Origin of the sequence: Aeromicrobium endophyticum, assembly GCF_003586285.1 — a bacterium.
Lineage (GTDB): Bacteria > Actinomycetota > Actinomycetes > Propionibacteriales > Nocardioidaceae > Aeromicrobium > Aeromicrobium endophyticum.
In genome coordinates, this window is record NZ_QUBR01000001.1 from 1,863,969 (window position 1) to 1,889,914 (window position 25,946).

At 69.4% G+C, this 25,946-nt stretch carries 26 protein-coding genes; 11 read left to right on the forward strand and 15 right to left on the reverse strand.

What is annotated here, in order from left to right:
- Positions 1–144 precede the first annotated feature (144 nt).
- From DX116_RS09270 to DX116_RS09300, 7 genes are all read left to right on the forward strand, one after another.
- Positions 145–1,698 (forward strand): AMP-binding protein, encoded by a 1,554-nt coding sequence (locus DX116_RS09270; RefSeq protein ID WP_233556613.1) that lies wholly within the window; start codon positions 145–147, stop codon positions 1,696–1,698.
- A gap of 6 nt (positions 1,699–1,704) precedes the next feature.
- Positions 1,705–2,172, forward strand: coding sequence for a MaoC/PaaZ C-terminal domain-containing protein (locus DX116_RS09275; RefSeq protein ID WP_119703812.1), 468 nt, complete (start codon positions 1,705–1,707; stop codon positions 2,170–2,172).
- Between the two features lie 76 nt (positions 2,173–2,248).
- Positions 2,249–3,046: a maleate cis-trans isomerase family protein gene (locus tag DX116_RS09280; RefSeq protein ID WP_119703813.1), complete on the forward strand. Its 798-nt coding sequence runs from the start codon at positions 2,249–2,251 to the stop codon at positions 3,044–3,046.
- On the forward strand, positions 3,043–3,687 hold the full coding sequence (locus DX116_RS09285) for a VOC family protein (protein ID WP_119703814.1): 645 nt from the start codon (positions 3,043–3,045) through the stop codon (positions 3,685–3,687). Before DX116_RS09280 ends, DX116_RS09285 begins: the two co-directional genes overlap by 4 nt.
- Positions 3,687–3,935 carry a thioredoxin domain-containing protein gene (locus DX116_RS09290; RefSeq protein ID WP_119703815.1) on the forward strand — a complete coding sequence of 83 codons (249 nt, stop codon included), beginning with the start codon at positions 3,687–3,689 and terminating at the stop codon, positions 3,933–3,935. The genes DX116_RS09285 and DX116_RS09290 overlap by 1 nt, the downstream gene beginning before the upstream one ends.
- Before the next feature lie 95 nt (positions 3,936–4,030).
- Positions 4,031–5,116: an alpha/beta hydrolase gene (locus DX116_RS09295; RefSeq protein ID WP_147393638.1), complete on the forward strand. Its 1,086-nt coding sequence runs from the start codon at positions 4,031–4,033 to the stop codon at positions 5,114–5,116.
- Between the two features lie 885 nt (positions 5,117–6,001).
- Complete coding sequence (locus DX116_RS09300) at positions 6,002–6,430, forward strand: VOC family protein (protein WP_119703817.1); 429 nt, start codon at positions 6,002–6,004, stop codon at positions 6,428–6,430.
- 13 nt (positions 6,431–6,443) lie between these two features.
- Here DX116_RS09300 and DX116_RS09305 read toward each other — a convergent pair whose 3' ends face one another.
- The 11 genes from DX116_RS09305 to DX116_RS09355 all read right to left on the reverse strand — a co-directional run bounded on the left by DX116_RS09305 (position 6,444) and on the right by DX116_RS09355 (position 17,875).
- Positions 6,444–7,679: a sensor histidine kinase gene (locus DX116_RS09305; protein WP_119703818.1), complete on the reverse strand. Its 1,236-nt coding sequence runs from the start codon at positions 7,677–7,679 to the stop codon at positions 6,444–6,446.
- Entirely contained in the window at positions 7,672–8,412 is a 741-nt protein-coding gene (locus DX116_RS09310) for a response regulator transcription factor (protein WP_119703819.1), read from the reverse strand. Before DX116_RS09310 ends, DX116_RS09305 begins: the two co-directional genes overlap by 8 nt.
- Before the next feature lies 1 nt (position 8,413).
- Positions 8,414–8,806 carry a hypothetical protein gene (locus tag DX116_RS09315; protein ID WP_119703820.1) on the reverse strand — a complete coding sequence of 131 codons (393 nt, stop codon included), beginning with the start codon at positions 8,804–8,806 and terminating at the stop codon, positions 8,414–8,416.
- Complete coding sequence (locus DX116_RS09320) at positions 8,806–10,605, reverse strand: Ig-like domain-containing protein (protein ID WP_158591958.1); 1,800 nt, start codon at positions 10,603–10,605, stop codon at positions 8,806–8,808. Before DX116_RS09320 ends, DX116_RS09315 begins: the two co-directional genes overlap by 1 nt.
- 172 nt (positions 10,606–10,777) lie before the next feature.
- The gene (locus tag DX116_RS09325; RefSeq protein WP_119703821.1) at positions 10,778–11,305 is read right to left on the reverse strand and encodes a TasA family protein; all 528 of its coding nucleotides are present in this window, start codon (positions 11,303–11,305) and stop codon (positions 10,778–10,780) included.
- Between the two features lie 322 nt (positions 11,306–11,627).
- Positions 11,628–12,215, reverse strand: a complete 588-nt coding sequence (locus DX116_RS09330; protein WP_119703822.1) for a signal peptidase I — start codon at positions 12,213–12,215, stop codon at positions 11,628–11,630.
- 60 nt (positions 12,216–12,275) lie between these two features.
- Positions 12,276–12,803 carry a TasA family protein gene (locus DX116_RS09335; RefSeq protein WP_119703823.1) on the reverse strand — a complete coding sequence of 176 codons (528 nt, stop codon included), beginning with the start codon at positions 12,801–12,803 and terminating at the stop codon, positions 12,276–12,278.
- A gap of 251 nt (positions 12,804–13,054) precedes the next feature.
- Complete coding sequence (locus DX116_RS09340) at positions 13,055–14,263, reverse strand: sensor histidine kinase (RefSeq protein ID WP_119703824.1); 1,209 nt, start codon at positions 14,261–14,263, stop codon at positions 13,055–13,057.
- A gap of 62 nt (positions 14,264–14,325) precedes the next feature.
- Entirely contained in the window at positions 14,326–15,012 is a 687-nt protein-coding gene (locus tag DX116_RS09345; protein WP_119703825.1) for a ferredoxin--NADP reductase, read from the reverse strand.
- A 27-nt stretch (positions 15,013–15,039) separates the two neighbouring features.
- The gene (locus DX116_RS09350; RefSeq protein ID WP_119703826.1) at positions 15,040–16,629 is read right to left on the reverse strand and encodes a phospholipase D-like domain-containing protein; all 1,590 of its coding nucleotides are present in this window, start codon (positions 16,627–16,629) and stop codon (positions 15,040–15,042) included.
- A 58-nt stretch (positions 16,630–16,687) separates the two neighbouring features.
- A complete protein-coding gene (locus DX116_RS09355) occupies positions 16,688–17,875 on the reverse strand; it encodes an SGNH/GDSL hydrolase family protein (RefSeq protein ID WP_119703827.1) in 1,188 nt (395 codons plus the stop codon).
- 296 nt (positions 17,876–18,171) lie between these two features.
- On the opposite strand from DX116_RS09355, the gene DX116_RS09360 reads away from it, so the two are divergent.
- The 4 genes from DX116_RS09360 to DX116_RS09370 all read left to right on the forward strand — a co-directional run bounded on the left by DX116_RS09360 (position 18,172) and on the right by DX116_RS09370 (position 21,670).
- A complete protein-coding gene (locus tag DX116_RS09360; RefSeq protein ID WP_233556617.1) occupies positions 18,172–19,611 on the forward strand; it encodes an MFS transporter in 1,440 nt (479 codons plus the stop codon).
- A gap of 171 nt (positions 19,612–19,782) precedes the next feature.
- Positions 19,783–19,935 (forward strand): hypothetical protein, encoded by a 153-nt coding sequence (locus DX116_RS20115; RefSeq protein ID WP_199715976.1) that lies wholly within the window; start codon positions 19,783–19,785, stop codon positions 19,933–19,935.
- Positions 19,936–20,021: 86 nt separating this feature from the next.
- Complete coding sequence (locus tag DX116_RS09365) at positions 20,022–20,639, forward strand: DUF47 domain-containing protein (RefSeq protein WP_119703828.1); 618 nt, start codon at positions 20,022–20,024, stop codon at positions 20,637–20,639.
- Positions 20,640–20,641: 2 nt separating this feature from the next.
- Positions 20,642–21,670, forward strand: a complete 1,029-nt coding sequence (locus DX116_RS09370; protein WP_119703829.1) for an inorganic phosphate transporter — start codon at positions 20,642–20,644, stop codon at positions 21,668–21,670.
- A 197-nt stretch (positions 21,671–21,867) separates the two neighbouring features.
- On the opposite strand, the gene pstB is transcribed toward DX116_RS09370, so the two are convergent.
- From pstB to pstS, 4 genes are all read right to left on the reverse strand, one after another.
- The gene (gene pstB, locus DX116_RS09375; RefSeq protein WP_119703830.1) at positions 21,868–22,647 is read right to left on the reverse strand and encodes a phosphate ABC transporter ATP-binding protein PstB; all 780 of its coding nucleotides are present in this window, start codon (positions 22,645–22,647) and stop codon (positions 21,868–21,870) included.
- Positions 22,648–22,670: 23 nt separating this feature from the next.
- The gene (gene pstA / locus DX116_RS09380) at positions 22,671–23,759 is read right to left on the reverse strand and encodes a phosphate ABC transporter permease PstA (protein WP_119703831.1); all 1,089 of its coding nucleotides are present in this window, start codon (positions 23,757–23,759) and stop codon (positions 22,671–22,673) included.
- Positions 23,759–24,706, reverse strand: coding sequence for a phosphate ABC transporter permease subunit PstC (pstC, locus tag DX116_RS09385; RefSeq protein WP_119703832.1), 948 nt, complete (start codon positions 24,704–24,706; stop codon positions 23,759–23,761). The genes pstA and pstC overlap by 1 nt, the downstream gene beginning before the upstream one ends.
- Positions 24,707–24,820: 114 nt before the next feature.
- Entirely contained in the window at positions 24,821–25,930 is a 1,110-nt protein-coding gene (gene pstS, locus DX116_RS09390) for a phosphate ABC transporter substrate-binding protein PstS (protein WP_233556619.1), read from the reverse strand.
- Positions 25,931–25,946 lie beyond the last annotated feature (16 nt).

A 25,946-nucleotide genomic window follows, 5' to 3' on the forward strand; every position in this document is an offset into this window, starting at 1 on the left:
CGACTGTCTCCCGATCGTGAAGGATGTCCAGACATGACACGTCGTGTGGATCCGCGAGTCGTCCCGTATCCCCCTGCTCGTGTCGAACGGTACCTGTCCAGCGGTGTGTGGGACGAGATTCCGCTGGCCCAGAGCTTCCGAGCGGTGGCGGAGCGGTTCGGCCCCCGCACCGCCGTCATCGACGAGAAGGGGTCGGTTACCTATCGCGAGCTCGATCTGCGGAGCGACCAGGTGGCGGCAGCGTTCGCGATGGGCGGCCTCGAGCCGGGCGATCCCGTGCTGTTCCAGATCGGCAACAGCATCACCAGTGTCGTGGCCTGGTACGCGGTCCTCAAGGCGGGTGGAATTCCGGTTGCCACGTTGGCGGGACACCGTGCGCACGAGATCGGGCACATCTCGAACTTGGTCGGGGCCGTCGCGCACATCGTCGATGACTCGACGCCGGACCGTTTCGACATGGTCGCCTTCGCCCGTGAGCAAGCCGCCCAGAGCGGGACGCTGCGGCTGCTCTTCACCGTCGGCAGCGTGCGCGACCCCGAGGCCATCGACGTCGAAGCGATCGAGACGCTCGGCGCCGACGTCGACCGGCAAGGGGCACGCCGGGTGGTCGACGCCGCGCAGGCAGGGCTTGGGCCCGAGGACGTCGCCGTCTACCAGCTGTCTGGCGGGACCACGGGGGTGCCGAAGGTCATTCCGCGCCTTCATGGTGAGTACTGGAACAACGGCCTCGCGTGGGCGACCGCACTGTCCCGGACCGAGGAGAGCGTGACATGCCATGCCGCGCCGCTCATCCACAACGCCGGCATCACGTGCGGCCTGCACGGCACGCACTCGGTCGGTGGGTGCATCGTGCTGCCACCGACCGAGCGGTCCACCGCTCTGCGGATGATGGCTGAACACGGTGTGGACGACACGATCTTCGGCCACGGGATGTTCAACTGGATCCAGTCGGAGGAGTACGAGCCCGCTGCGGCGGCGCTGCGGACCGTGGTCCTGTCCGGCGCCAAGGTTCCGGAGGAGGTGTTCGCTCGGGTCGAGGGGCTGGGTGCGCGTGCGCTTCAGACGTTCGGGATGGGGGAGGGGATGTTCACCCTCACGCCCTTCGACGCTCCTCGCGAGCTGCGGAGCACCACGGTCGGCCCGCCACTGGCCGCTGACGACGAGGTCCGCATCCTCGAGCCGGGCGGTGAGCAGGAGGTGAGCGACGGCGAGGTCGGAGAGCTCGCGTGCCGCGGGTGGTACACGATTCCTGGCTACTTCAGCTCCGGAGAGCACAACGCGTCGGCCTTCACGGCGGACGGGTTCTTTCGGACAGGTGACCTCGCCCGGGTGACGGTGCACGACGGCCAGCGCTTCATCTCGATCGAGGGCCGGCTGAAGGACCTCATCAACCGGGGCGGTGAGAAGATCAACGCCGAGGAGCTCGAGGGTCTTCTGCGCCGGCACCCCCAGGTGCAGGACGCGGCCGTGGTCGCCATGCCCGACAAGGTGCTCGGCGAACGAGTGTGCGCCTATCTCGTCACGACGGGACCGCGGTTGGACGTACCCGACCTTCAGGAGCACCTCGAGGCCCTCGGCGTGGCCAAGTACAAGTGGCCCGAGCGGGTGGAGCTGATCGATCAACTGCCGCGGACGCAGGTCGGCAAGATCGACAAGAAGGGTCTTCGGCAACGCGTCGTCGGCGCGTTGCCGGCCTGAGACACCATGACGTACGAGCGGGTGTACGCCGAGGACGTCCCGGTCCGCACTGAGATCGAGCTTGGGGAGCACCGCGTCACGCGAGGCGAGATCATCGCGTTCGCGCGGCAGTGGGATCCCCAGCCTTTCCATGTCGACGAGGAGTTCGCACGCGGCACGGTGTTCGGGGACCTGATCGGCAGTGGTCTGCACACCATGGCGATCTTCCAGCGTCTGGCAGTGACGCGTCTTTATCGTCACTGGGCCATCATCGCCGGCCGCGCCATCAACGACGTGCGGATGACCCGTCCGTTGAGGCCTGACACGACGGTGCGCGCCACCGTGTGGGTGGACTCGGTGGAGCCGGACTCGCCGTCGCGATCGTTGATGCGCAAGACGGGCACGGTGTGGCACGGAGACCACGTGATGATGACCATCGGTGTCGAGTCCTACATCGCGCGGCGACTCGGTGACGAGGGGGCGTCGCCGTGTTAGTTGTTGACGATAGTGTTGAACCTTTGACTCAGGCGACAAGGATAGGTATTGTCGCGGTAAGACACCAAGGAGAAACATGACACTCAGGCGAGTGGGACTGATAGTCCCTAGCTCGAACGTGACGGTGGAGACCGAGCTCCCGCAGCTCCTGCGCAGGCAGGAGGGGCTCGACGTCAGCTTCCACTCGTCGCGCATGCGGATGACGGCGGTGACGCCGGCGGGACTGGCCGCCATGAACGTCCAGCGCGAACGGTGCGTCATGGAAGTTGCCGACGCGGGGCCGGACGTCCTGCTCTATGCCTGCCTGGTCGCACTGATGGCCGGAGAGCACGAGGAGCACCAGCGTGTCGAGTCGCTGGTCGCCGAGCAGCTGGCCACCGGGCAGTCCCCGACCCTGGTGCGCTCGAGCGCCGGCGCACTCCTGGAGGCGCTGGAGGCGCTGTCAGTCCGCCGGGTCGCACTGGTCACTCCCTACATGGCGCCACTGGCCCGCAAGGTCGTGGACTACATCGAGCACGAGGGCTTCGAGGTGGCGGACTACCGCGCGCTCGAGGTCGAGGACAACCATGCTGTCGGGTGCATCGAGGGTTCTCGCGTCATGGCGGCGGCGCGTGAGCTCGACCTCACCGGAGTGGACGCCGTCGTGCTGTCGGCCTGTGTGCAGATGCCGTCGCTGTCGCTCATCGCCGATGCGGAGCAAGAGCTGGGACTGCCGGTCATCAGCGCCGCGACGGCCGGAGCCTTCAGCATCCTGAGGGCTCTCAACCTCCCGGCGGCCGTCGCGAACGCCGGCTCGCTCCTCATGTCCGGCACCGATCTCTACGACAGTGCAGCCACTGCACACGACAGCATCAACCTGGGGGTAGTCCGATGAACGCTCTGCACGACAAGCATCTCGTCCGCGGCGTCGACCACGCGGCGTTTCCGACCTTCGATCCCGTCGGCACGGTCAGGTTCTACCGGGACGTCCTCGGCTTCCCGGTGGTCCACTCGATCTGCGCCGCAGGCTGGGGGCCGGAGAAGCACCCGGACTTCATCCACTTCTTCTTCGACATCGGCAACGGCGACCGGATCGCCTTCTTCTACTACTTCGGGCTGGAGCCCTTGCCCGGCGGTCGCGGGGACGCCTATGCACAGTTCGACGACGACGTGCCGGAGTTCTTCCTCGGTTCGCGTCACCTCGCCTTGAGCGTGGAGTCGGAAGACTCGCTGAACGAGTACCAGCGGCGCCTTGACGACAGCGAGTGGGCCACGGAGATGCGCGTGCAGCACGAGACGATCGAGTCGATCTACACGCATGACCCCAACGGCTACATCGTCGAGATCACCCGTGCCCTGCGACCGGTCACCCCCCAGGAAGACGTCGACGCGAATCTCACGATCGACGCACTGGTCGATGTGGTGAGCCGCGGCGATGCGAGCATTCACGCTCTTCTCAACCGCAAGGCCGAGTTGATCGTCGAGCGTTCGGACGACTGGGACACCCTGCTCGCCCAGCCCGAGGCCACCAGCTGATGGCCTCGGTGTACTTCCTCGACGTGCCCGAGAACCGTCCTGTCGTCGAGGTCGCCGAGCGCTCGCAGCAGGTGCACGTGACCAAGAACGGGCCCTACTTCGAGATCAGCGCCGCGGAGCCCTTCGAGATCGACCGCCGGGCCACGGGGGCCCGACACGCTGTCTGGTACAGCTGTGTCGCCGGCATCCGAGGCTTCCGGATCGCGGGGTGGGACAAGAACTCCCTCCGTTTCGAGATCCAGTCGTGAGCGGAGAGGCGACCGCTGCGGTGCGGCTGCGCACTCAGGACGGGGCGTTCGTCAGCGGGCTGCTTCGGACGCCCGCCGGCGGTGCAGGCACCGTCGTGAGCATCATGCACCCACGCGAGGACGTGACGCACCACCCGCAGGTCTCCCAGCTCCTCGATCAGGGTTTCGCGGTGTGGACCCAGGGGACTCGGTCGATGAACAACGACATGCGGCTGCTACACGAACAAGCTGTGCTCGACGTGGCCGCGGGGCAGACGTTCCTGGAGGAACAGGACTTCGAGTCCAGGGTGGCTCTGGGGCACTCCGGTGGCGCGACGCTCTTCGCCTTCTACCAGGAGCAGGCGGGCCTGCACGCGGGCGAGCGGCTGACATCGGCGCCCGACGGCACGCCGGTCGACCTGGCCGCCGCGCGGATGCCGATGCCGGACGGGTCGATCTTCATGGCCCCGCACCCTGGGCAGGGCGTCCTGCTGCAGCGCGTCATCGACCCGTCAATCACGGACGAGTCCGATCCGACCTCGGTCGACCCATCCCTTGACGCCTTCGACCCCGCCAACGGGTTCCGCCCTGCGCCCGACTCCTCGTCGTACGCACCGGAGTTCGTCGAGCGGTACCGCGCGGCGCAGAAGGCTCGTGTCCACCGCCTGGACCGGTTGGCGGCCGAGTCCGTCGAGGCTACCCGCCATCATCAGGATCTCGCTGCCGAGACGGGCAATGAGGCCCACAGACGGCGGGCGCTCACCCCGGACATCATGATCGTGCACCGCACAGATGCCGACCTGCGCTCCCTGGACTTGACCATCGACCCGAATCGTCGTCCCTACGGGTCGCTGTTCGGGCGGCGGCCCGATCTCGGCAACCACGGCTTCGCGGGGTTCTGCCGCATCACGACCCCCTCGGCGTGGATGTCGACGTGGTCGGCCACGACATCGCGGGCCAACTTCGTGAAGAACGTCAGCGCGGTCGCGTCTCCGACGCTACTGATCGAGCTGACGGGCGATCAGGCCTGCTTTCCGGCTGACGCCCGACAGATGTACGCCGCGCTGCCCGCGCTGGACAAGAAGCACGTCCGGGTCGCTGGCACCCACTTCGGGGGGGCTGTCGCGCCGGGCGAGCCCACCGGGACCGAGCTCGCCGCTCAGCAGATCGGTCGATGGCTGAAGGAGCGCTTCACGGCGTAGTGCTGACCGTCCGGCCTACGTGTCGGCCAGGAAGCCGTAATCTACGTCGTCTCGTAGAACGTCGTCGGACCCGTCAGCAGGTAGTCGTGACTCTCTGTGTGCCGACGCGCGGGGCCCGACGCGATCGCCGCGCTTCTGCGCACGCAAGGGTTTGACTCTGTTGACACGGACGGAGTCGCATCGTTCGGCGGCTGGCCTCGAACTCGGTCGTGCGGTACTCGAAGTGGCGTTCACCCGGGTAACAGGTCAGGTAGAACACATGGTCTGGCGACGGCTGGGTCTGCTGCTCGACGACGACAATGTCGAGCTCGGGAACAATTTGGTGAGCACTGCGAGCTAGTGGGCGCCCCTTGTCCAGATTTCTTCTCGAACTCGGCTCGTCCGGGCGTGGCCTCGGCGGCGGCCCTGGGGGCGGTAAGCCATGAGCGGCCGAGGAGGCGGCGTCACGACAGACCATCTCCCGTCGGTCGACCGATCGCGTGAACTGAGTAGTGGGCACAAGGGGCGCCTGCAACGGCCCGCTCGCGGGAAGGTGCCGGAGTCTGGGATACGCCCGTTCCAGGCTCCGCGCCATCACGTTCCCGGGCTTGCGCCTCGCGGCGTTCTGTAGAGGCCGGGACAGCCGTTCCCGGTACGCACTGCAATGCCAGTGGTTAGATCGCGTTACTGCAGGTTAGAACAATTGTCCCCATGTCCCAGAGGCCCGGGCGTGACGGCGGTGATCCGGAGAACCTCCACCGTGCCCTCCAGCGAGTATCGCAGAGCGGTCCGGAGACCCCGGTGCTGCCTCGGGGGAGTGCACGCGCTGTTCACGAACTGACCGGGCGGAGTCGCTGGCCGCGTGCGACGGTGGACGGGTCCCTCACATCCAGCACCAGGAGCGTCATGCCCGTCGCCGTGAACGACTACAACCACGTCCGTCTGACCGTCCGCGACATCGAGGTCTCGCGCGCCTTCTACGACTCCGTGTTCGACTTCGACGTGGCCTTCGAGCTGCCGCCGAACCCCGACGAGGCCACGAAGGATGCGCTCGCCTTCCTGTTCGGCGGCGTCATCTACAGCTTCGGCGGCGGCCTGCTCGGCCTGCGTCCGGTCGCGCCCGGCGGCGACCACTTCGACGAGGACCGCACGGGCCTCGACCACGTCAGCTTCTCGGTCGCCGACGTCGCGGCCCTGGAGCACGCCGTGACGGTGCTCGACGACCTCGGCATCGCGCACGAGGGCATCAAGGACCTCGGCGAGGCGGGCACGGCGATCCTGGAGTTCCGCGATCCCGACAACATCGCCCTCGAGCTGAGCGCCCCCACCGGCTGATCGGCGGCGTGGCTCAGCTCTCGACGCGGCGGCGCGGCCACGGCAGGGCCAGCACCAGCACCGTGTGCGCGATGTCCTCGACACCGACGAAGCCACCGATCGACTCGGCCTGGTTGGCCGCGGAGGTGAGCTGCTGACCCGCGTCGGCGCGCACGATGCCGGTCGCGAGGGTGCGGTCGCTCTCGTCGGCGACCCGGATGCGTGCATGCGTGCTGAACCTGGCGGCGTCGATCGTGACGGTGCCCTCGCCGTGCTGCAGGGCGCGTTCGACCAGGACGTCGAGGATCTGGTCGACCGACGCCCGGTGCAGCGGCAGCGCGATGGCGTCTGACCCGCCGGCCACGACGGAGCGTCCCAGCGCAGCCCCTCGATCGGACCACCGGGAGGCGGCATCGCCGACGAGCTCGCCGACATCGGTCTGCGTGACGTTGCCGAGGTGACCACGCGCGCCCTGCTCGAGCAGCGAGCTGATGACACCGCTCAGCCGATCGACCTCGGTCAGGCTGTGCTGCAGCTCGGCGGCGACGTCGGGCGGCGTCTGTGGCCACAGGGTGAGGTCCTCGAGCGACAGGCGCAGCGCGGTGATGGGGGTGCGCAGCTCGTGCGAGGCGACGACGGCCAGCTCGCGCTCGCGCTCGACGAGGCTGCCGAGCTGCGAGGCCGCTCGACGCAGGGCGTTGCCGAGCTCTTCGGCCTCCTTGATCGACGAGTGGTGCACCTCGACGTCGAAATGCCCGTCGCCGATGCGGGTGGCGTCGTCGGCGAGGCGACGGAACGGGTGCGCGAGCCGCCGGGCGAGCAGCGAGCCGATGACGGCCGCGACGACGGCGAGGGCCAAGGCCAGCAGCACGAGCGGCAGCAGCGCCCCGGACACGCGGTCGGACTGCACCGACGCAGCCTCGGCCACCGTCACGCGGCCGCCGCCCTGCACGCTCCTGCTGGCGCGGAGGTCGCCGTCCTCGGTGCCCGTGACCGACGCGGCGCCTCCCGACGTGCGCCGGCCGTCGGCGTCGACGAAGGTGACGCGACGGTCGTCGCCGGCCAGCGCGGCGAGAAAGGCCCCGCTGACGGGTTCGGGTCCGTCCTGGCGGGCGCCGATCGCCACGGCCGAGGCGTCGGCCGACTGCGCGACGCTTCCGCGCTGCTGCTCGCGGACGAGGTCGGCGGTCGAGTAGGCGCGGACGACGCCGAACACCACGAGGATGCCGACCGTCACCGACATCAGCGTCACGACCAGACGTTCACGCATCCGTGGTGTCGCTCTCCAACCTGAACCCGACGCCGCGGACCGTCACGATCCGCACGGGGGCGGCGCTGTCCTCGAGCTTCTGGCGCAGTCGCCCGATCGTCGTGTCGAGCGTCTTGGTGGAGCCGAACCAGTTCTCGTCCCACACGTCGTCCATGACGCGCTCCCGCGTGAAGACCGCGCCGGCGCTGGAGTGCAGCAGCGCCAGGACGTCGAACTCCTTGGCGGTCAGCACGAGCTCGGCGGTGCCGATCCAGACGCGGCGTGCCTCGGTGTCGACCGTGAGGCCGTCGGCGGGCGGTGCCGCGGCGGGAGCGGCCGGAGCCGGAGCCGCCGCGGCCGGGGCGGCATCGGTGGCCGGGGTGGCGGGTGTGGCGCGACGCAGCAGGGCCCGCGTGCGTGCCAGCAGCTCGGCGAGGCCGAAGGGCTTGGCGAGGTAGTCGTCGGCACCGACGTCGAGCCCCACGACCCGGTCGAGCTCTCCGCCGCGAGCGGTGAGGATCAGCACGCCGCCGACGTATCCGTTGGCGCGGATGCGGCGACACACCTCGAGGCCGTCGACGTCGGGCAGGCCGAGGTCGAGCAGCACCAGGTCGACGCCGCCGGTCTGGACGCGATCGACGGCCGGGAGCCCGGCAGCGACCCGCTCGACGACGTAGTCCTCCCGTTCCAGCGTGCGGATGAGGGGCGCGGCGATCTGGTCGTCGTCCTCGACGAGCAGCACGAGGTGGGGCATCTCATGAAGCATACGGTGATCCGAGGTCGGCGTCGGCGGGTCGATCACGGCGGTCGGCCGCGAGCAGACCCATGACGATGCAGGACAGGGCGAGCGTCACGATCGCCGAGATCCCGACGGGGTGGTGAGGTTGTCCCGGCACGCCGGCCAGCGCCGTCAGCACCACGCTGGCGGCGCACAGCAGCGACAGCGCCAGCGCGCTCATCCGTGCCTCGAGGTCGTGGTCGCGGTGCAGCTTGACGGTCGTCGCCGCCACGAGCACCAGCACCGTCAGCAGCAGGACGTCGACGTACGAGCGGTGGTGGGCCAGGACCAGCCGGGCGAGCAGCGTCAGCGACAGCAGGGTCATCGCGATGGTGGCGAGCCGCTGGCAGCGGTCGTGGTGGCCGGCCATCAGAAGTCCACGTCCAGGGGGCCGGACTCGGTGACGGCCGCGGTGCTGATCGGGTTGCCGGCGAGGTCGACGATCGTCGAGGCCGGACGCCACACCATCGCGGCCGGCGTGGAGTTCTGGATGCCGCTGGCCGACAGGACCTTCATCGTCACGACCGTGCGGGGGACGCCGTCGACCGTGACCGTGGCGGCCGTGATCGACACGTCGCTCGTGGCGTCGAACAGGAAGGTGTAGTCGGCGCCGAGGTCGACGGTGCCGAGACGGAGACCGGTCGGGGCGGTGACGTCGAGCGTGTCCGGGCCGAAGAACACCGCGCGCACCCGCATCGTGCCGGACGTCGCCGCGCCGGACCAGCCGCTGTAGATCGAGCTGAGGTCCATCTGCTTGCTGAACGTGTAGACCACCGTGTCGCCGGCGTCGATCTTGCCCTCGATGCCGCCGTTGGTCGTCTGGATGTCGACGCCCTTGCCGGGCGTCTTGTCGACGATGCGGTTGGTGACGACCGTCGACGTGGCGACGATGCCGTCGGTGGTGGTCGCGACGGCCCGCAGGTCGTACGTGCCCTCGGCGACCTGTGTGGTGTCGAACGTGCAGGAGTACGGCGAGGAGGTGTCGGTGCAGATGTCGACCCAGCTGTTGGCACCGGCGACCGAGCGCTGGATCTTGACCGAGGCGATCGTGCCCGTCGAGGTCGCGGTCGCTGCCAGCACCGTTCCGTTGCGCAGGTACGTGCTCGGCGGCGTCAGCGTCACCGATGCCGTCGTGTTCTGCACGGTGCGGTTGGCGACGGTCGCCGACGTCGCGGTGTTGCCGGCCTTGTCGGTGGCGACGGCGCGGAAGGAGTAGGTGCCGTTGGGGAGCGTCGCGGTGTCGACCGAGCAGGAGTACGGCGCCGTCGTGACGGTGCACAGGTCGCTCCAGCTGCCGCCGGTCGACGACTGGATGACGACCGTGGCGATGCCCGAGTGCGTGTCGTTGGCGGTGGCCGTGAACGTCTTGGTGCCCTTCAGCGGCGTGCCCGGGTCGGTCATCGTCACGGTGGGGGCGAGGTTGTCGATGACGACCTTGCTGACGACGGCCGAGGTGTAGGTGGTGCTGCCGGCGACTGCGACCGAGCGCAGGTCGTAGGTGCCGTTGGCGAGGGTCGCGGTGTTGACCGAGCAGGTGAAGGGCGAGGCCGCCGCGGTGCACAGCGTGGTCCAGGTCGTGGTGCCCGTCGGTGCGTACTCCACGCGGACCGTCGGCGTGAGGCCGGCGGCGCCGCTCACGGTGGTCGTGGTGGTGACGGAGCCGCGCAGGAGGTCGCCGGGCCGGGCCAGCACCACCGTGACGTTGTTGGCGACGGTGGCCGAGACGACCGCGGACGTGGTGGAGTTGGCGGCCCGGTCGACCGCGATCGCGCGCAGGTCGTAGGCGCCGTCGGTGACCTGCGTGGTGTCCCAGTCGCAGGTGTAGGGCGACGATGAGGTGGTGCACACGCTCGTCCAGTCGGAGGTGCCGGCTGCGGTGCGCTGGATGGTGACGCTCGCGACGCCCGAGCCGGCGTCGGACGCCGTGGCGGTGATGGTGTCGGTGCCCTTCAGCGGCGAGCCGGGGGCGGTCACCGCGACGGTGGGGGCGACCCAGTCGGCGGCCGCGCTGACGCTGCCGGTGGCTCCGGTCCGCGCGACGAACGAGGCCGACGACGACCCGGTGAGGGCGACGGCCGCGACGATGAGCACCAGGCCCACGAGCGCCGACAGCAGCCGGCGGTTCGTCGGCGCTGCCGCGTCGCGGTGGCGGGGGGTCGTCGAGCTCATGTATCCAAGGTAGGGAGAGCCGATCCACGCGATCTCCACACGATCTCCCCGTCTGTTCCACAACTCGCGAACGTCCGTGGCGTCCGCACGCGCCGGGAATGCAGAGGTGCCGCCGACCCGGGGGAGGTCGGCGGCACCGTCTGCGCCGGTCCCGAGGGCCGGCAGGTCTGGATTACTGGTTGGTGGTGGTGGCGTCGGCCTGGACCGAGTCCCACTGGAAGGCGGCCGTGGCGGTCTTGCCCTGGTCGGTGTTCGGGGTGGTCGGGTCGAGCTTGACGCTGAACGTGTAGTCGTTGGCCACGCCCGGCGCGACGAGGCCGAGGTCGTTCTTGGCGCCGTCCACGAGCCCGCCGAAGGTGCCGGTGTAGACGACCTTGTTGGTCGTGGTGTTCGTGATCGTCAGCGACAGGTTCGCGGCGGTGAACGTGTTGGTGGAGGAGGTCTCGGTCAGCGAGAAGGTGGCGGGCAGGCTGCCGGTGTTCTTGATGGTGAGGCTGCCGTTGACGACGTCGCCGGGCTTGATGTTGGTCAGGTTGAAGACCGCAGCGTTGGCCTTGGAGTTGCTCTGGGTCAGCGTGCCGGAGGTGACCGAGCTGATGGTGTTGGCGCTGGTGGAGGTGAAGGTGGCTCCCGAGCCGACCGCGATGGCGCCGGCGGCGACGAGGGTGGCGAGGGGGAGGAGGATCTTCTTGGTCTTCATGGTGGGGCCCTTCGGGTGGTGGGCCGTGGGGCCCGGTGTGGTGTGGAGGAGGTCTGTGGCCGGGAGTGCTCCGCGGCTTGTGACACCAACTTATGGAGCCGAGATCCACGCGATCTCCCCACGACGTCCCCACGAAGTACACGGTTTGGTGTCGGTTCTGCGGGAGATGCGGGAGCGGAGAAACCGCCCTCGAGCGCGACAACGTCCCTCGAGCGCAGCAACGCCCCGTGAGCGCAACAACGCCCCTTGAGCTGGTCGAAAGGGCCTTCCGACCAAGCTCACGGGGCGTGTGCGAGCGAAGAGCTCGAGGGGCGTTGCTCCGTCAGGCGGTGACGAGCGCCGCGTGGCGCTTCTCGCGGCGCTCGCCGCGTGCCCCGCGCAGACCGCGGGTCAGCTCGACGAGGCTGCCGAGGGCGATCAGCGCAGCCGGCACGCCGATGACGATCATGCGCAGCTCGCGGTCGGCCAGGCCGACGAACACCCATCCGACGTGCGGCACGGTCGTGCGGACGACGGGCTGCGTCGCCTCGGTGAGGCTGAACTTCCACGGATCGGGATCGGGGTTGGCGTCACCCTTGGTCTGCAGCTGGCGGACGCCGGTCGGCAGGATCGTGTCGGAGATGACGCGGTGGGTGACCAGGTGGTTCGTGCCGCTGTCGGCGGGCGGCAGGTACGTGATGACGTCGCCGATCTTGACGTCCTCGACCGGCACGCGCTGCTCGAAGGCGATCGAGCCCTTCTCGAACGTCCCCGACATCGAACCGCCGGTGATGACGTAGCGCTCGAAGCCGAACAGGCTGGGGGCGAGGTAGGCGACGCCGGCCACGGTCGCCACGATCATGACGATGTTGACCAGCCACGAGCCGGCGCGCGAGGCGACGCTGCGGCGGGGACGAAGGGTGCGGCTCATGATGTCGTCCTTTCGAGACCGGTCATCGAGCCGGGGTGCCGGGCGGCACCCCGGAGGGGCTTACTGGTTGGTGGTGGTGGCGTCGGCCTGGACCGAGTCCCACTGGAAGGCGGCCGAGGCGGTCTTGCCCTGGTCGGTGTTGGGCGTCGTGGTGGCCAGCTTGGCGCTGAACGTGTAGACGTTCGACACGCCGGGCTCGACGAGGCCGAGCGGGGTCTTGGTGCCGTCGACCAGGTCGCCGAACGTGCCCGACCAGACCTTCGTGCCGGTCGTGGTGTTGGTGATGTCGAGCGTCAGGTTGGCGGCGGCGAAGCCGTTGACGGAGGAGGTCTCGGTCAGCGAGAAGGTGGCGGGCAGGCTGCCGGTGTTCTTGATGGTGAGGCTGCCGTTGACGACGTCGCCGGGCTTGATGTTGGTCAGGTTGAAGACTGCGGCGTTGGCCTTGGAGTTGCTGTGCGTCAGCGTGCCGGAGGTGACCGAGCTGATGGTGTTGGCGCTGGTGGAGGTGAAGGTGGCTCCCGAGCCGACCGCGATGGCGCCGGCGGCGACGAGGGTGGCGAGGGGGAGGAGGATCTTCTTGGTCTTCATGGTGGGGCCCTTCGGGTGGTGGGCCGTGGGGCCCGGTGTGGTGTGGAGGAGGTCTGTGGCCGGGAGTGCTCCGCGGCTTGTGACACCAACTTATGGAGCCGAGATCCACGCGATCTCCCCACGACGTCCCCACGATCTCCACACTTCGGACTCATCTGTCGCGGCGTCGCAGCGTCGCAGCGTCCGGGCCCGGACGCGCCACGGGCCCGGACCAGTGGTCCGGGCCCGTGGGCAGAAGAGGTGCGCGACGTCTACAGCGGCAGGTCGAACCAGACGCTGGTGCCGCCCGAGGGGCTGGCGTCCATCCCGATCGTCCCGTCGTGGGCCTCGACGATGCGGCGAGCCGTCGCCAGCCCGATGCCGTGGCCGATCCGGTCGTGGTCGTCACGCGTGAAGATCTCGAACATCGACTCGCGCCGGTCCTCGGCCACGCCGATGCCGTTGTCGTCCACGCGGATGCGCCAGTGCCGATCGCGCCGCTCGGCCCGGACCGTCACCTCGGGACGTTGGTTCGGGCGGGCGAACTTGATGGCGTTGGTCATGAGGTTGAGCAGCACGGAGTAGATCAGGTCGGCATCGCCGACGACCCGGGGCAGCTCGCCGACCACGATCTGGGCCTCGCTGCGCTGCGACAGCGGAGCGACGTCCTTGAGCACGAGGTCGAGCACGTGCGCGAGGTCGACGTCGGCGTTGCGGGGTCGTCCGCCCTGCTGCGCGAACGACAGCATCTGCTGGATCATGGCGTCCATGCGGTGACCGGCCTGCTCGACGGCCTCGACCATCTGCGCCACGTCGGCGTCGCCCTCGATGACGGGCTCGGTGGCCAGCAGCTCGGCGTTGACCAGGATCGCGGTGAGCGGTGTGCGCAGGTCGTGGCTGACCTGGTCGGCGAACTGGCTCAGGTGCTCGTTCGAGCGACGGAGGTTCTCCTGTGCCCGGGTCAGCTCCTGCAGGGACTCCTCGAGGGCCTGGCTGCGGAACCGCAGCTCGAGCAGGTCCATGACCTGCGAGGCCATCACCCCGAGCGCCTGCCGCTGGACCGGGCTGAGCTCGCGCGGCACGAGGTCGAACACGCACAACCGGCCGATCGGCACCCCGTCGGGCGTGATGATCGGGGCGGACGCGTAGAACCGCACCGAGCCGATCTCGCCGGTGACGAAGGGATTGTGCTTGAACCGCTCGTCGACGCTGGCGTCGGCGACCACGATGGCGTCGGGCGCGCCCATCACGATGGCGCACATCGAGTCGTCGCGCGCGCAGACCGAGGGCTCGAAGCCCGCCGCCACGATCTGGTGCTGGGCGGTGCTGCTGATCAGGTTGATGGCCGCGTGCGGCACGTCGCAGATCTGCGCGATCAGGTCGACCAGCGACTGCAGGTCGCGACCGGGGGTCTGGTCGAGCGCGCGGTAGCGCTCGAGCTCGTGGTCGACGACCGTCGCGTCGATGACATCCTGCGACATGCAATCCCCCCTTGGGACTAAGGTCCCAGTCTCTCACGTGATGTGGCTCGTGGGGACCCGACTCAGTACCCGCCGAAGCTGTCGATGCGGATGTCGTCGTGGTCGACGCCCATCGTGTCGAGCAGCGCCTCGGTCGACTCGATCATCCCCTCGGCACCCGCGACGTAGTAGTGGTGGGCGTCGTCGGGGATCACGCCGCGCAGCAGCCGCTCGCGGTCCTTGCGCTTGACGCCCTGGGTGACGAGGTACTCGACCCGGGCCTCGGGCAGCTCGCTCCGCCATGCGTCGAGCTCGTCCCTGAACAGGAAGTCGTCGGTCGCGTTGAGGTAGACCAGCACCACCGATCCCGACCGACGGGCGTCGAGCATCTCCTTGAGCATGCTGCGGAACGGGGCCACGCCCACGCCGCCGGCGATGAGGACGCTGTCGCGGTGCTCGTCGAGCTGGAACTCGTAGTCGTTGCCGAAGGCCGTGATCCGCATCGTCTCGCCGGGGACGGCTGCTGCCAGGGCCCGCTTGATCTCGCTCTGCCCCTCCTTGAACGTGATCATGAGGTCGGGCTCGGTCGGGGACGACGACAGCGAGTACGTCCGGCCGCCGCGCAGCTCGCCGGCGAAGGCGAGGTCGACCCAGTCGCCCGGCTCGTAGTCGAAGCCGCGGGGACGCTCGAACACGACGCTGAGGTGCTGCGCCGTCTCGGGACGCACGTGCTTGACGGTGAGCTCGATGTCGACCAGCTGATGTGCCACGCGCCCAGTGTCTCGTGCGTCGGGAGGTCAGAACTCCTCGGTGCCCCGCAGGCGCCGCGGGCGGCCGTCGGGGTCGTGCAGCAGCAGGTAGGGCACCAGTGCGGCGGCGCGCCGGCGGCGGCTCAGCTGCGGCGGGTGCAGCCGGCGAAGGCGCCCGGGTGGGCGCGCGCCCACGCGGCCACCGGCGTGCCAGGCGTCGAGTCGCTCCGCGCTGGCGACGTAGGCCGCGAACATGTCGCGGGCCTCGGCGCAGTCGTCGAGCGGGTCGTCCTCGTCTCGGTCGAGGTGCTCGGCGGCGAGCGTCAGGCGCAGCCGTCGCGCGTACCCGTCGGCCGTGCCGGCGGTGTCGACGACGACGGCCGACAGCTCGGAGTCGTGCGTCCACGAGCGACGGTTGAAGTTGTCCGAGCCGATCGTCGACCAGACGTCGTCGATGATGCACGTCTTGGCGTGGACGTAGACCGGCGTGCCCTCGTGGTTCTCGATGCCGAAGACCGCGACGCGGTCGGGCGCGGCCCGCTGCATCTCGAGCATCGCGCGTCGCCGCCCGAGCAGCTGCGCCGTGCGGGACGATCCCTCGAGGTCGGGGTGCAGGGGCACGACGGCGACGACGTGCAGGTCGTCGTGCTGGCGCAGCGCCTCGGTGAAGACGTCGCCGACGTGCGTGCCCCACAGGTACTGGTCCTCGACGTACACGAGGTGTCGGGCCTGCAGCAGGGCCTTGGAGTAGCCCCGCGCGACGCTGCGCTCGCCACCGACGGCGAACTCATAGTCGCGGTCGAGGCGCAGGTCGGGGTACGTGCGCAGCAGCTGCACGACGTGCGTGCCCCCGGGCACCTCCGGCGGGGGAGGAGCCTGCTCGGGCAGCGGGTCGGGGCTGCGGTCGAGCCGGTGGACGAGGTCGGACACCAGGTTGATCGGGCTGCGGCTGAGCGGGGTGGGGTCCTCCCACCGCTCGCGGAACACGGTCTCGACGTCGTGCACGGCCGGCCCGGTGATGGCGGCCTGCACGTCGTGCCACGGCGGTGTCGGCCCGTACTCGTCGGCCATCTCGAGCGCCTGGGGATCGCCGTGGTGATCGCGGTCGTCGCGGCGGGAGTGGCACAGGTCGATGCCGCCGACGTACGCGATGTCGCGCGAGGGGTCGTCCTGGTGCCGGATCACGACCATCTTCTGGTGGTGCGACCCGCCGAGACGCACCCGCATGTCGAGCAGCACCTCGGCGCCGCGGGCCTGCAGCTGCTCGCCGAGGTGGCGGTTCTCGCGGGCGGTGAACCCGAACCCCTCCCAGTGCGAGCGCCAGACCAGCCCGCGCACGTCGACGCCGCGCTCGTCGGCCCGGCCGAGCACCTCGACGACCTCGCTGCCCGGCTCGCCGGTCAGCCGCTCGTCGGCGTCGCCCTGCCAGTCGGTGAAGAAGATGAGGTCGCCCCGCCGGGTGGCCTCGATGCGCTCGAACAGCTCGGCGAAGTACGTCGCCCCGTGCACGAGGGGACGGACGAGGTTGCCGCCCGACCAGGCGCGTCCGGGGTGGGCGTCGTCGAGACGCGTGTGCGGGTTGCCGCGCTCGTCGGGCGTCAGCAGCCAGCTCGTCGGGTCGGGGGCTTCGGCGGTCACCCGTTCACTGTGCCCTGTGCGCGGTCGCGTGACCGAGCCGGGACGGTGCCCGCGCTCGTCAGCGCCTCACGCACGACGGGCGACGGATGGTGATCGAGACGGTCTTCGACGCGTTCGGGAGCACCAGCTGCACCCGGGCCTTGAGCGCGCCCTGGCGCTTGGCGATCGAGGACCTCTTGATGGACCGCGAGAACGGCGCCTTGGTGTCGCGGGCGATCCGCTTGCTGCCGACCCTGAACTCGACGCGGGTGACCGGGGCGCCCCTGGTCTTCACGCGGACACGGACGCGCGAGCCACGGCACACGGCCTGCGCACGCAGCTTCTTCGCCGACGACGTCAGGCGGGCCCGGTCGGCGGCCTGGCGCTCGGCCTTCCGCTGGGCCGCGATGGCCTGACGGGCGGAGGCGGCGATCGTCGTGGAGAAGGCCTGCATGCCGATCGCCGTGGGGTGGAACGGGATCGCGCCGTCGAGGCTCGCGGGGACGACCCCCTCGACCCACCGCTGCCCGGCAGGGGCGCAGGCGGTGTGGTCGATGGCGCCAGGAGTCGTGCGGAGGTCGGCGAACACCGCCCCGGCGTTGCGCGCGGCCTCGTCCAACACGGTGTTGGTGTGGTCGACCAGCCCCTGCACGTAGTCCGCGTCGTCGGGGGTCACGGGCTGCGTCAAGGGGCACCCGCCCTTCGGCACGTACAGGCCGTAGCCGACGACGACGATCGCCGCGCGGGGCGACCTGCGCCTGATCTCGGCCAGCGTCGCCGCGAGCTCGGGGCGGATGGCATCGATCTTGTCGTGCACGGTGCTGCCGTCGCGCTGCTTGCATCCCGGCACCAGGCAGCCCGTGACGGTGCTGACGATGCCGGCATCGTTGGCGCCGATCGGGCCGAGCGTGACGAGGGTCGTGTCGGCGGTCAGCGCGTCGAGCTGCGGTGGCTCCGACTCCTGCGGCTGGGTCATGTTGTCGACCTTGGCGCTGGAGCACGTGACGTCGGTGAAGGCCTGGACGTTCAGGGCGCCGGCCGTGTAGGTCGCGAGGTTGCGCTCGCTGCGGAAGCACGGGCCGCCCGTGCGCTGCGGCAGGATGATGGGTCCGGCGGCCGCCGAGTCGCCCAGCGCGACGTACCGCTCGCCGCCGGGGCCGTGGTCGAACACGACGCCGTTCGGAGCGGCGGCGGACGCGGCACCGGTCGCCGGCATGACGGCCGCGCCGATCGCGATCGTGACGGCTGCGGCCAGAACTCGTCTCATGCGGGTCTCCTCAGGTGCGACGACACGGTGTCGCTCCTGGCATGCAAGTCCACCCCGGGACCGGTGTCAAGAGAATCTTGTGACCGGGGTCACAAAAGATCCGGCCTCGCTGCTGATGGCAGCCGTGAGGTCCGGCGGCGAAGCCAGCGTGGTTGCGCCGGGAACCTGTGTGATGCCCGGAGCTGCCCACCCGACGTGTGCCGGTCCTGGCTGTCACGCCGGCACGTCGGACGGGCGTCGAAGAAGCCGGCGATCGTCCGCGAGCGTCGAGCCCGCCCCAGCCCTACCGTGGACGCGTGACCGAGACCGACGCGCCCGAGCTGACCCCCGAGGAGCGTTCGAGGCGGTGGCACGCGCTGGCGGTGTGCCTGCTCGCGGGAGCGATGACCCTGCTGGACGTCAGCATCGTCAACGTCGCGCTGCCGTCGATCCGCGAGGGCCTCGACGCCGGCAACGGGACGATCCAGTGGGTCGTGGCGGGCTACGCGCTCGCCTTCGGCATCGTGCTGGTGCCCGCCGGGCGCCTCGGCGACGCCCGTAGCCGTCGGTCGGTCTTCATGGCCGGCGTCGCCCTGTTCACGATCGCGAGTGCCGTGTGCGGCGCGGCGCAGGAGCCGCTGTGGATCGCGGTCGCGCGCGTGGTGCAGGGCATCGGCGGCGGGCTCATCACGCCGCAGGTGTCGGGCTTCATCCAGAACCTGTTCAAGGGGCCCGAGCGGGGTCGGGCGTTCGGCCTGTTCGGCGCGACCATCGGGGTGTCCACCGCCATCGGGCTGGTGCTCGGCGGGCTGCTGATCCAGCTCGGCGGGCAGGAGTCGGGCTGGCGCCTGGTCTTCTACGTCAACGTCCCGATCGGCATCCTGCTGCTCGTCCTGGCCCGGCGCTACCTGCCAGTGGCCACGCGCGGCCCCAAGCAGTCGCTCGACCCCGTCGGCGTGCTGTTGTTCGGCACGGCGATGCTCTTCGTCCTGCTGCCGCTCGTGTCGGGCAGCCAGGACGCCTCGCTGTCGCAGCGTCCGTGGTGGCTGCTGGGCGTCTCCGCCGTCCTGCTGGCGGCGTTCGTGCTGTGGGAGCGGCGCTGGACGTCGACGGGTCGCGAGACGCTGCTCGACCTCTCGCTCGTGAAGGTGCGCTCGTTCGTCCTCGGCCTGGGGCTCGGCACCTTCTACTTCGCGGGCTTCACGTCGATCTTCATCGTCCTGACCCTCTACCTGCAGCAGGGGCTGGGGTACTCGGCGCTGGAGGCCGGCCTCTCGCAGCTGCCGTTCGCGGTGGGATCGGCGACGTCCTCGCTGCTCGGCGGGCGACTCGTCGAACGCCTCGGACGCGCGCTGGTGGTCACGGGACTGCTGCTGATCAGCGTCGCACTGGTCGCCGTCGATCTTCTCGTGCCTCATCTGACGGGCGACGTGGGCCTCAAGCTCGCGCCCGTCCTCCTCCTGGCCGGCCTGGGCGGCGGGCTCGTCATCGCGCCCAACATCACGCTGTCGCTCGACGAGGTCGAGCCGGCCCGCGCCGGTGCCGGAGGCGGGCTGCTGCAGACCGCGCAGCGCGTCGGGTCGGCGATCGGCGTGGCGGTCGTCCTGGCGCTGTTCTTCGAGCGGGTGCGGTCGAGCGACGGCGACTTCGCCGACGCGCTCTCGTACAGCCTGCACGTCACGATCGCGTTCGTGCTGGTCGCTCTGGCGATGGGGGTGCTCGACCTCGTGCGCCGGGCCCGCGACGCCCGGTCGTGACGGGCGCGACAGGGCCACGACAGGGGCTGTGACGAGCGACAAGGGGATAGTGCTGCGCGGACGTGGAGGCACCGGTTAGCCTCGTACCCGGGGGACACACCATGCCTGCTGCGCCCGCGGTGCGGCAGAGGTGGACAGCCGTAGACGAGACCGAACCCTGGAGTGCGCACCATGCCCGAGCCCTTGGACAGTCGCCTGCGCGACGACCAGGCGCTCGACGAGATCGAGCTGACGAGCCGCCTGATCATCGCCGCCTCGGCCAAGGACTGCCCGCTCTCCCAGAGCGAGGTCGACGAGATCCTGGGCATCGCCACGTCCCAGTGAACGCCCGGTGACACCCGCGATTGACACCGGTGAACGACGTGCCTCTAGCATGGGCGTGCCCTACTCAGCATTGACAGGAGCTAGTCGTGCGTTTTCGCATCCGACCAGTTGAGACATCCTTCTACGACTTGTTCACCGAGATGGCGAACCACCTCGTCGAGGGCGCGAATCTGCTGGCGCAGATGCTCGACTCGAGCACCGACAAGAAGGCTCTCGGTGAACAGATGCGAGAGGCCGAGCACCAGGCCGACGAGACGACCCACAAGATCGTCAAGCGGGCCAACTCGACGTTCATCACGCCCTTCGACCGCGAGGACATCTACCGCCTCGCGAGCAGCCTCGACGACGTCATGGACTTCATGGAGGAGACCGTCGACCTCGTGGGCCTCTACGAGCTCGGCGACCTGCCGGCCGACTTCGCCCCGCAGGTCGAGGTGCTGCAGCGTGCCACCCAGCTGACGGCCGAGGCCATGCCGCGGCTGCGCACCATGAAGGACCTCGACGAGTACTGGATCGAGATCAACCGCCTCGAGAACCAGGGCGACCGCTCGTACCGCCGCATCGTGGCCCACCTGTTCGGCGGCAGCTACAAGTCGCTCGAGGTGCTCAAGCTCAAGGACGTCGTCGACTCGCTCGAGCACGCGATCGACGCCCTCGAGTCGGTCGCGAACACGGTGGAGCAGATCGCCGTCAAGGAGTCCTGAGGGTGGACCTCGTCCTCGTCCTGGTGATCGCCACCGTCGCGATCGCCCTGTTCTTCGACTACACCAACGGCTTCCACGACGCCGCCAACGCGATCGCGACCTCGGTCTCGACCCGCGCCCTGACCCCCCGCATCGCCCTGACGATGGCCGGCATCCTCAACTTCGTCGGCGCCCTCCTCGGCGTCGGCGTGGCCAAGACGATCAAGGACATCCTCAGCGGTTTCGACAACATCACGGCCCAGAGCCAGTCGCACGCGCTCACCGTCGTGCTGAGCGCCCTGGTGGGCGCGATCGTCTGGAACCTCATCACCTGGTACTTCGGCATCCCGTCGTCGTCGTCGCACGCGCTGATCGGCGGCCTCATCGGCGTCGGGCTGGCCGCCGGCGTCACGGTCGACTGGGACAAGGTCGTCGACAAGGTCGCCATCCCGATGGTGCTGAGCCCCGCGCTCGGCTTCGGCGGCGCCTTCATCATCATGACGACGATCATGTGGCTGTTCCGGCGCGCCAACCCGCACACCGTCAACCGCGGCTTTCGGCTCTCGCAGACGGTGTCGGCGGCGGCGCTCTCGCTGGGCCACGGCCTGCAGGACGCGCAGAAGACCATGGGCGTCATCGTGCTCGCGCTGATCGCCGGCGGCTATCACACGTCGGCCAATGACGACATCCCGTTGTGGGTCATCCTGTCGGCCGCCGGCGCGATCTCGCTGGGCACGATGTCCGGCGGCATGCGCATCATGCGCACCATGGGTCGTCGCATCATCGCGCTCGACCCGCCGCGCGGGTTCGCCGCCGAGTCGACCGCCGCGATCGTGCTCTACGGCATGGCGATCGGCGCCCACGCGCCGGTCTCGACCACCCACACCATGACGTCCGCCGTGATGGGCGCGGGCGCCACCAAGCGCTTCAGCGCCGTCCGCTGGGGCGTCGCGCGCGGCATCATCACCGCCTGGGTCATCACGATCCCGGCCGCTGCCGCCGTCGGCGCCCTGACGTACGTCATCCTGCGGATCTTCATCCCCGGCAACTAGCGCGCGGCCCCTAGGGAGGCCGCCCGCGGCCGACCGTGAGCGGAGCGAAGGGGCTCACCTACGTCGAAGGGCTCGGGTGACCAGTGGTCACCCGAGCCCTTCCGCTCACCTGGCTTCGCAGCTGACGCGCTCCGCGCGTGGAACGCTCACGCTTCGCTAGCCTGGGTTCGGCGCTCGCTCGCTGCGCTCGCTCGACCTCACCCGAACCGGCCCTGGATGTAGGCCTCGGTGGCGGGGTCCTGGGGGTTGGAGAAGATCGTCTCGGTGCGGCCGACCTCGATCAGCCGTCCCGGCTTGCCGACGCCCGACAGGTTGAAGAAGGCGGTCTCGTCCGAGACGCGAGCGGCCTGCTGCATGTTGTGGGTGACGATGACGATCGTGTACTGCGCCTTGAGCTCGTGGATCAGGTCCTCGATGACGCTGGTCGAGATGGGGTCGAGAGCCGAGCAGGGCTCGTCCATCAGCAGGATCTCGGGCTCGACCGAGATCGCACGGGCGATGCACAGACGCTGCTGCTGACCGCCCGACAGACCCGAGCCGGGACGCGCGAGGCGGTCCTTGACCTCGGCCCACAGGCCGGCGCTGCGCAGCGACCGCTCGACGATGTCGTCGGACTCCGACTTCTTCATGCGCTTGCTGTTGAGCTTCTGCCCGGCCAGGACGTTGTCGTAGATCGACATCGTCGGGAACGGGTTGGGCCGCTGGAAGACCATGCCGATCATGCGGCGGACGTTCACGGGGTCCATGTCGGACGCGTAGAGGTCCTGACCGTCGATCAGCACCTTGCCCTCGACCCGAGCGCCGCGGATGACCTCGTGCATGCGGTTGAGCGACCGCAGGAAGGTCGACTTGCCGCAGCCGGACGGGCCGATGAAGGCGGTGACCGACTTCGCGGGGATCGGGATGGTCACGCCCTCGACGGCGAGGAAGTCGCCGTAGTAGATGTTCAGGTCGGAGACGTCGATGCTCTTGGCCATGGTGGGTGTCCTTCCTGGACGGTTTAGCGCTCGCCCTTGGGCGAGAAGAAGTAGGAGACGAGACGGGCGATCAGGTTGAGCAGCATGACGATCAGCAACAGCGTGAGCGCCGCACCCCAGGCGCGGTCGATGCTGAACTCCGGCGGGATGCCCGGGTTGCGCTGCGATGCGTAGGCGAAGACCGGCAGCGAAGCCATGCGCCCGTCGAACGGGTTGAAGTTCACCGAGTCGGTGGCTCCGGCGATGATCAGCAGAGGCGCAGTCTCGCCGATCACGCGGGCGATGGCGAGCGTGATGCCCGTGACGATGCCGGCCAGCGCAGTGGGCAGCACGACCTTCGAGACGGTGCGCCACTTGGGCACGCCGAGTGCGTACGACGCCTCGCGCAGCTCGTTGGGCACAAGCTTCAGCATCTCCTCGGTCGAGCGGACGACGACGGGGATCATCAGCACCGACAGCGCGACCGATCCGCCGATGCCCATGCGCACGCCCTCGCCGAAGAACAGCACGAACAGGGCGTAGGCGAACAGACCGGCCACGATCGACGGGATACCGGTCATGACGTCGACGAGGAAGCGGATCCATCGAGACAGCCGGTTTCCCTCGGAGTACTCGACGAGGTAGATCGCGGCGAACAGGCCGATGGGCACCGAGATGACCGTCGCGGCACCGGTGATGATCAGGGTGCCGACGAGAGCGTGGTAGATGCCGCCACCCTCACCGACGACGTTGCGCATCGAGAAGGTGAAGAAGTCGATGCCCAGGACCTTGGTGCCCTTGCCGATGACGGTCACGAGGATGCTGAACAGGGGGAACATCGCCAGGACGAACGAGGACGTCACCAGCACCGTGACGAGGCGGTCCGTGGCCTTGCGGCGTCCCTCGACCGCGACCGACCAGACAGGCAGGGCCAGGCTGATCGCGAACACGACCAGGGCGGCGAGCATGAGGTTGACGCCGGCTGCCAGGTACAGGGCTGCGGCAACGACGACAGCCGCGCCGATGACCAGCAGGGGAGCGCGCTCGGGCAGCTGCCCGCCGTACAGCTCCTTCTGGACGTCGACGGCGCCGCGGTTCCCGGGCGACTCGGGGGTCGGGGTCAGGGTCGTCATCAGTTGGCTCCGGAGAAGTCTTTGCGACGGTCCACGACGGCCCGTGCGGCGAAGTTGACGAGGAAGGTGATCACGAACAGCACCAGGCCGCTGGCGATCAGCGCGTTGACGGTCTTGCCGCTCGCCTCGCCGAAGCTGAGGGCGATGTTGGCGGCGATCGTGCTCGGGTTGGTGCTGCTGATCAGGTTCGCCGTGACGGTGCCCGCACTGACGGACAACACCATCGCGACGGCGAGGGTCTCGCCGAGGGCGCGGCCGAGGCCCAGCATGGCGGCAGAGACGATGCCCGATCGCGCGTACGGGAAGATCGCCATGCGAGCCATCTCCCACCGGGTGGCGCCCAGGGCGAGAGCTGCTTCTTCGTGCAGGCGGGGGGTCTGCAGGAAGATCTCGCGGCAGATCGCGGTCATGATCGGCAGGATCATGACGGCCAGGACGATCGAGGCGGTCATGATCGTGCGGCCAGTGGCCGAGGCCGGGCCGGCGAAGAAGGGGATGAAGCCCAGGTTGCTCTCGAGCCACTGGTAGATGGGCGCCATCTTGGGCGCGAGGAAGCCGATGCCCCAGAGGCCGTACACGACGCTCGGGACGGCCGCGAGCAGGTCGATCAGGTAGCCGAGCACCTGACCGAGCTTGCGGGGCGAGTAGTGCGAGATGAACAGCGCGACGCCGATCGCGACGGGGACGGCGATCAGGAGGGCGATGACGGCGGCGAGCAGGGTGCCGTAGACCAAGGGCCACACGTAGGGCAGGAAGCTCTGGCCGCTCTTGACCTCGTCGGGACTCGCGGTGATGCCCGGGATGCCCTCGATGGTCAGGAACGCGGCGACACCGGCGAGCACGATCAGGATGAGGATGCCGGCGCTGGTCGACAGGCCGGAGAAGATGCGATCACCCGGTCGGACGACGGTAGAACGCTTGCGACGGGGTGCCAGCGTGCTGGTCACAGGCGGTGCCTTTCAGCGAAGGGTACGGACGTGGAAGGAGGTGGCTCCGAGGAGCCACCTAGGCGCTCCCCGGGCCGGTCGGAGAAGTATCCGACCAGCCCGGGGAGCAGGGGGTCAGCCAGCCTTGATCGTCTCGACCGCGGCCTGGACCTTCGAGGCGAAGTCGCCCGAGAGCGGCGCGGAGCCGGCGGTCTTGGCAGCGGCCTCCTGGCCCTCGGTGCTGGTGACGTAGGTCAGCCAGCCCTTGACGAGGTCAGCCGTGGCGGCGTCCTTCTGCGTCTGGCAGGCGATCTGGTACGACGCCAGGACGATGGGGTAGACACCCGACTCGGTCGTCGTGCGGTCGATGTCGACCGCGATGTCGGTCGCGTCGCGACCCTCGACGGGCTTGGCCGTGTCGAGGACCTTCGCAGCAGCCTCGGGCGTCGGCGCGACGAACTCCTCGCCGACCTTGACGTTGGCCTTGCCGAGCTCGCCGGCCTGGCTCTCGTCGGCGTAGCCGATGGTGCCGTCGCCGCCGGAGACCGCGGAGATGACGCCCGAGGTGCCCTCGGCAGCCTCGCCGCCCTTCAGGGGCCACGTCTCGACGACGCCGCCGCTCCAGCCACCCTCGGAGGCCTTGTCGAGGTAGTCGGTGAAGTTCTTGGTGGTGCCCGAGTCGTCCGAGCGGTGGACGGCCGTGATGTTGCTGTCAGGCAGCGTCGCGTCCGGGTTGTCGGCCTTGATGGCGGCGTCGTTCCACTTGGTGATCTTGCCCTCGAAGATCTGGCCGATCGTCTTGGCCGACAGGTTCAGGTCGTCGACGCCCTTCAGGTTGTACACGACGGCGATGGGGCTGACGTAGGTCGGGACCTCGACGATGTCGCTGCCGCACTTCTCCTTGGCGCTGGCCAGCTCCTCGTCCGTCAGGTAGGCGTCGGACCCGGCGAACTGCACGCCGCCCGCGATGAACTGCTCGCGTCCGCCACCCGAGCCGACCGGGTCGTAGTTGACGGTCGCGTCGGAGTTCGTGGTCTGGAACGCGGCCTTCCAGGCGGCGACGGCGGCTTCCTGGGCGCTCGAACCGGCGCCGTTGAGGGTGCCCGACACCTTCGCGCCGGAGCCTCCGCCGTTGCCGGCGTCGTCGGAGGAGGAGTCTTCGTTGCCGGCGCCGCAGGCGCTCAGGCCGAGTGCGAGGGCGAGCATGGCGGCCGGAGCGGCGATGCGCAGGTTCTTGCGGTTCACGGGGGTCCCTCTCTGG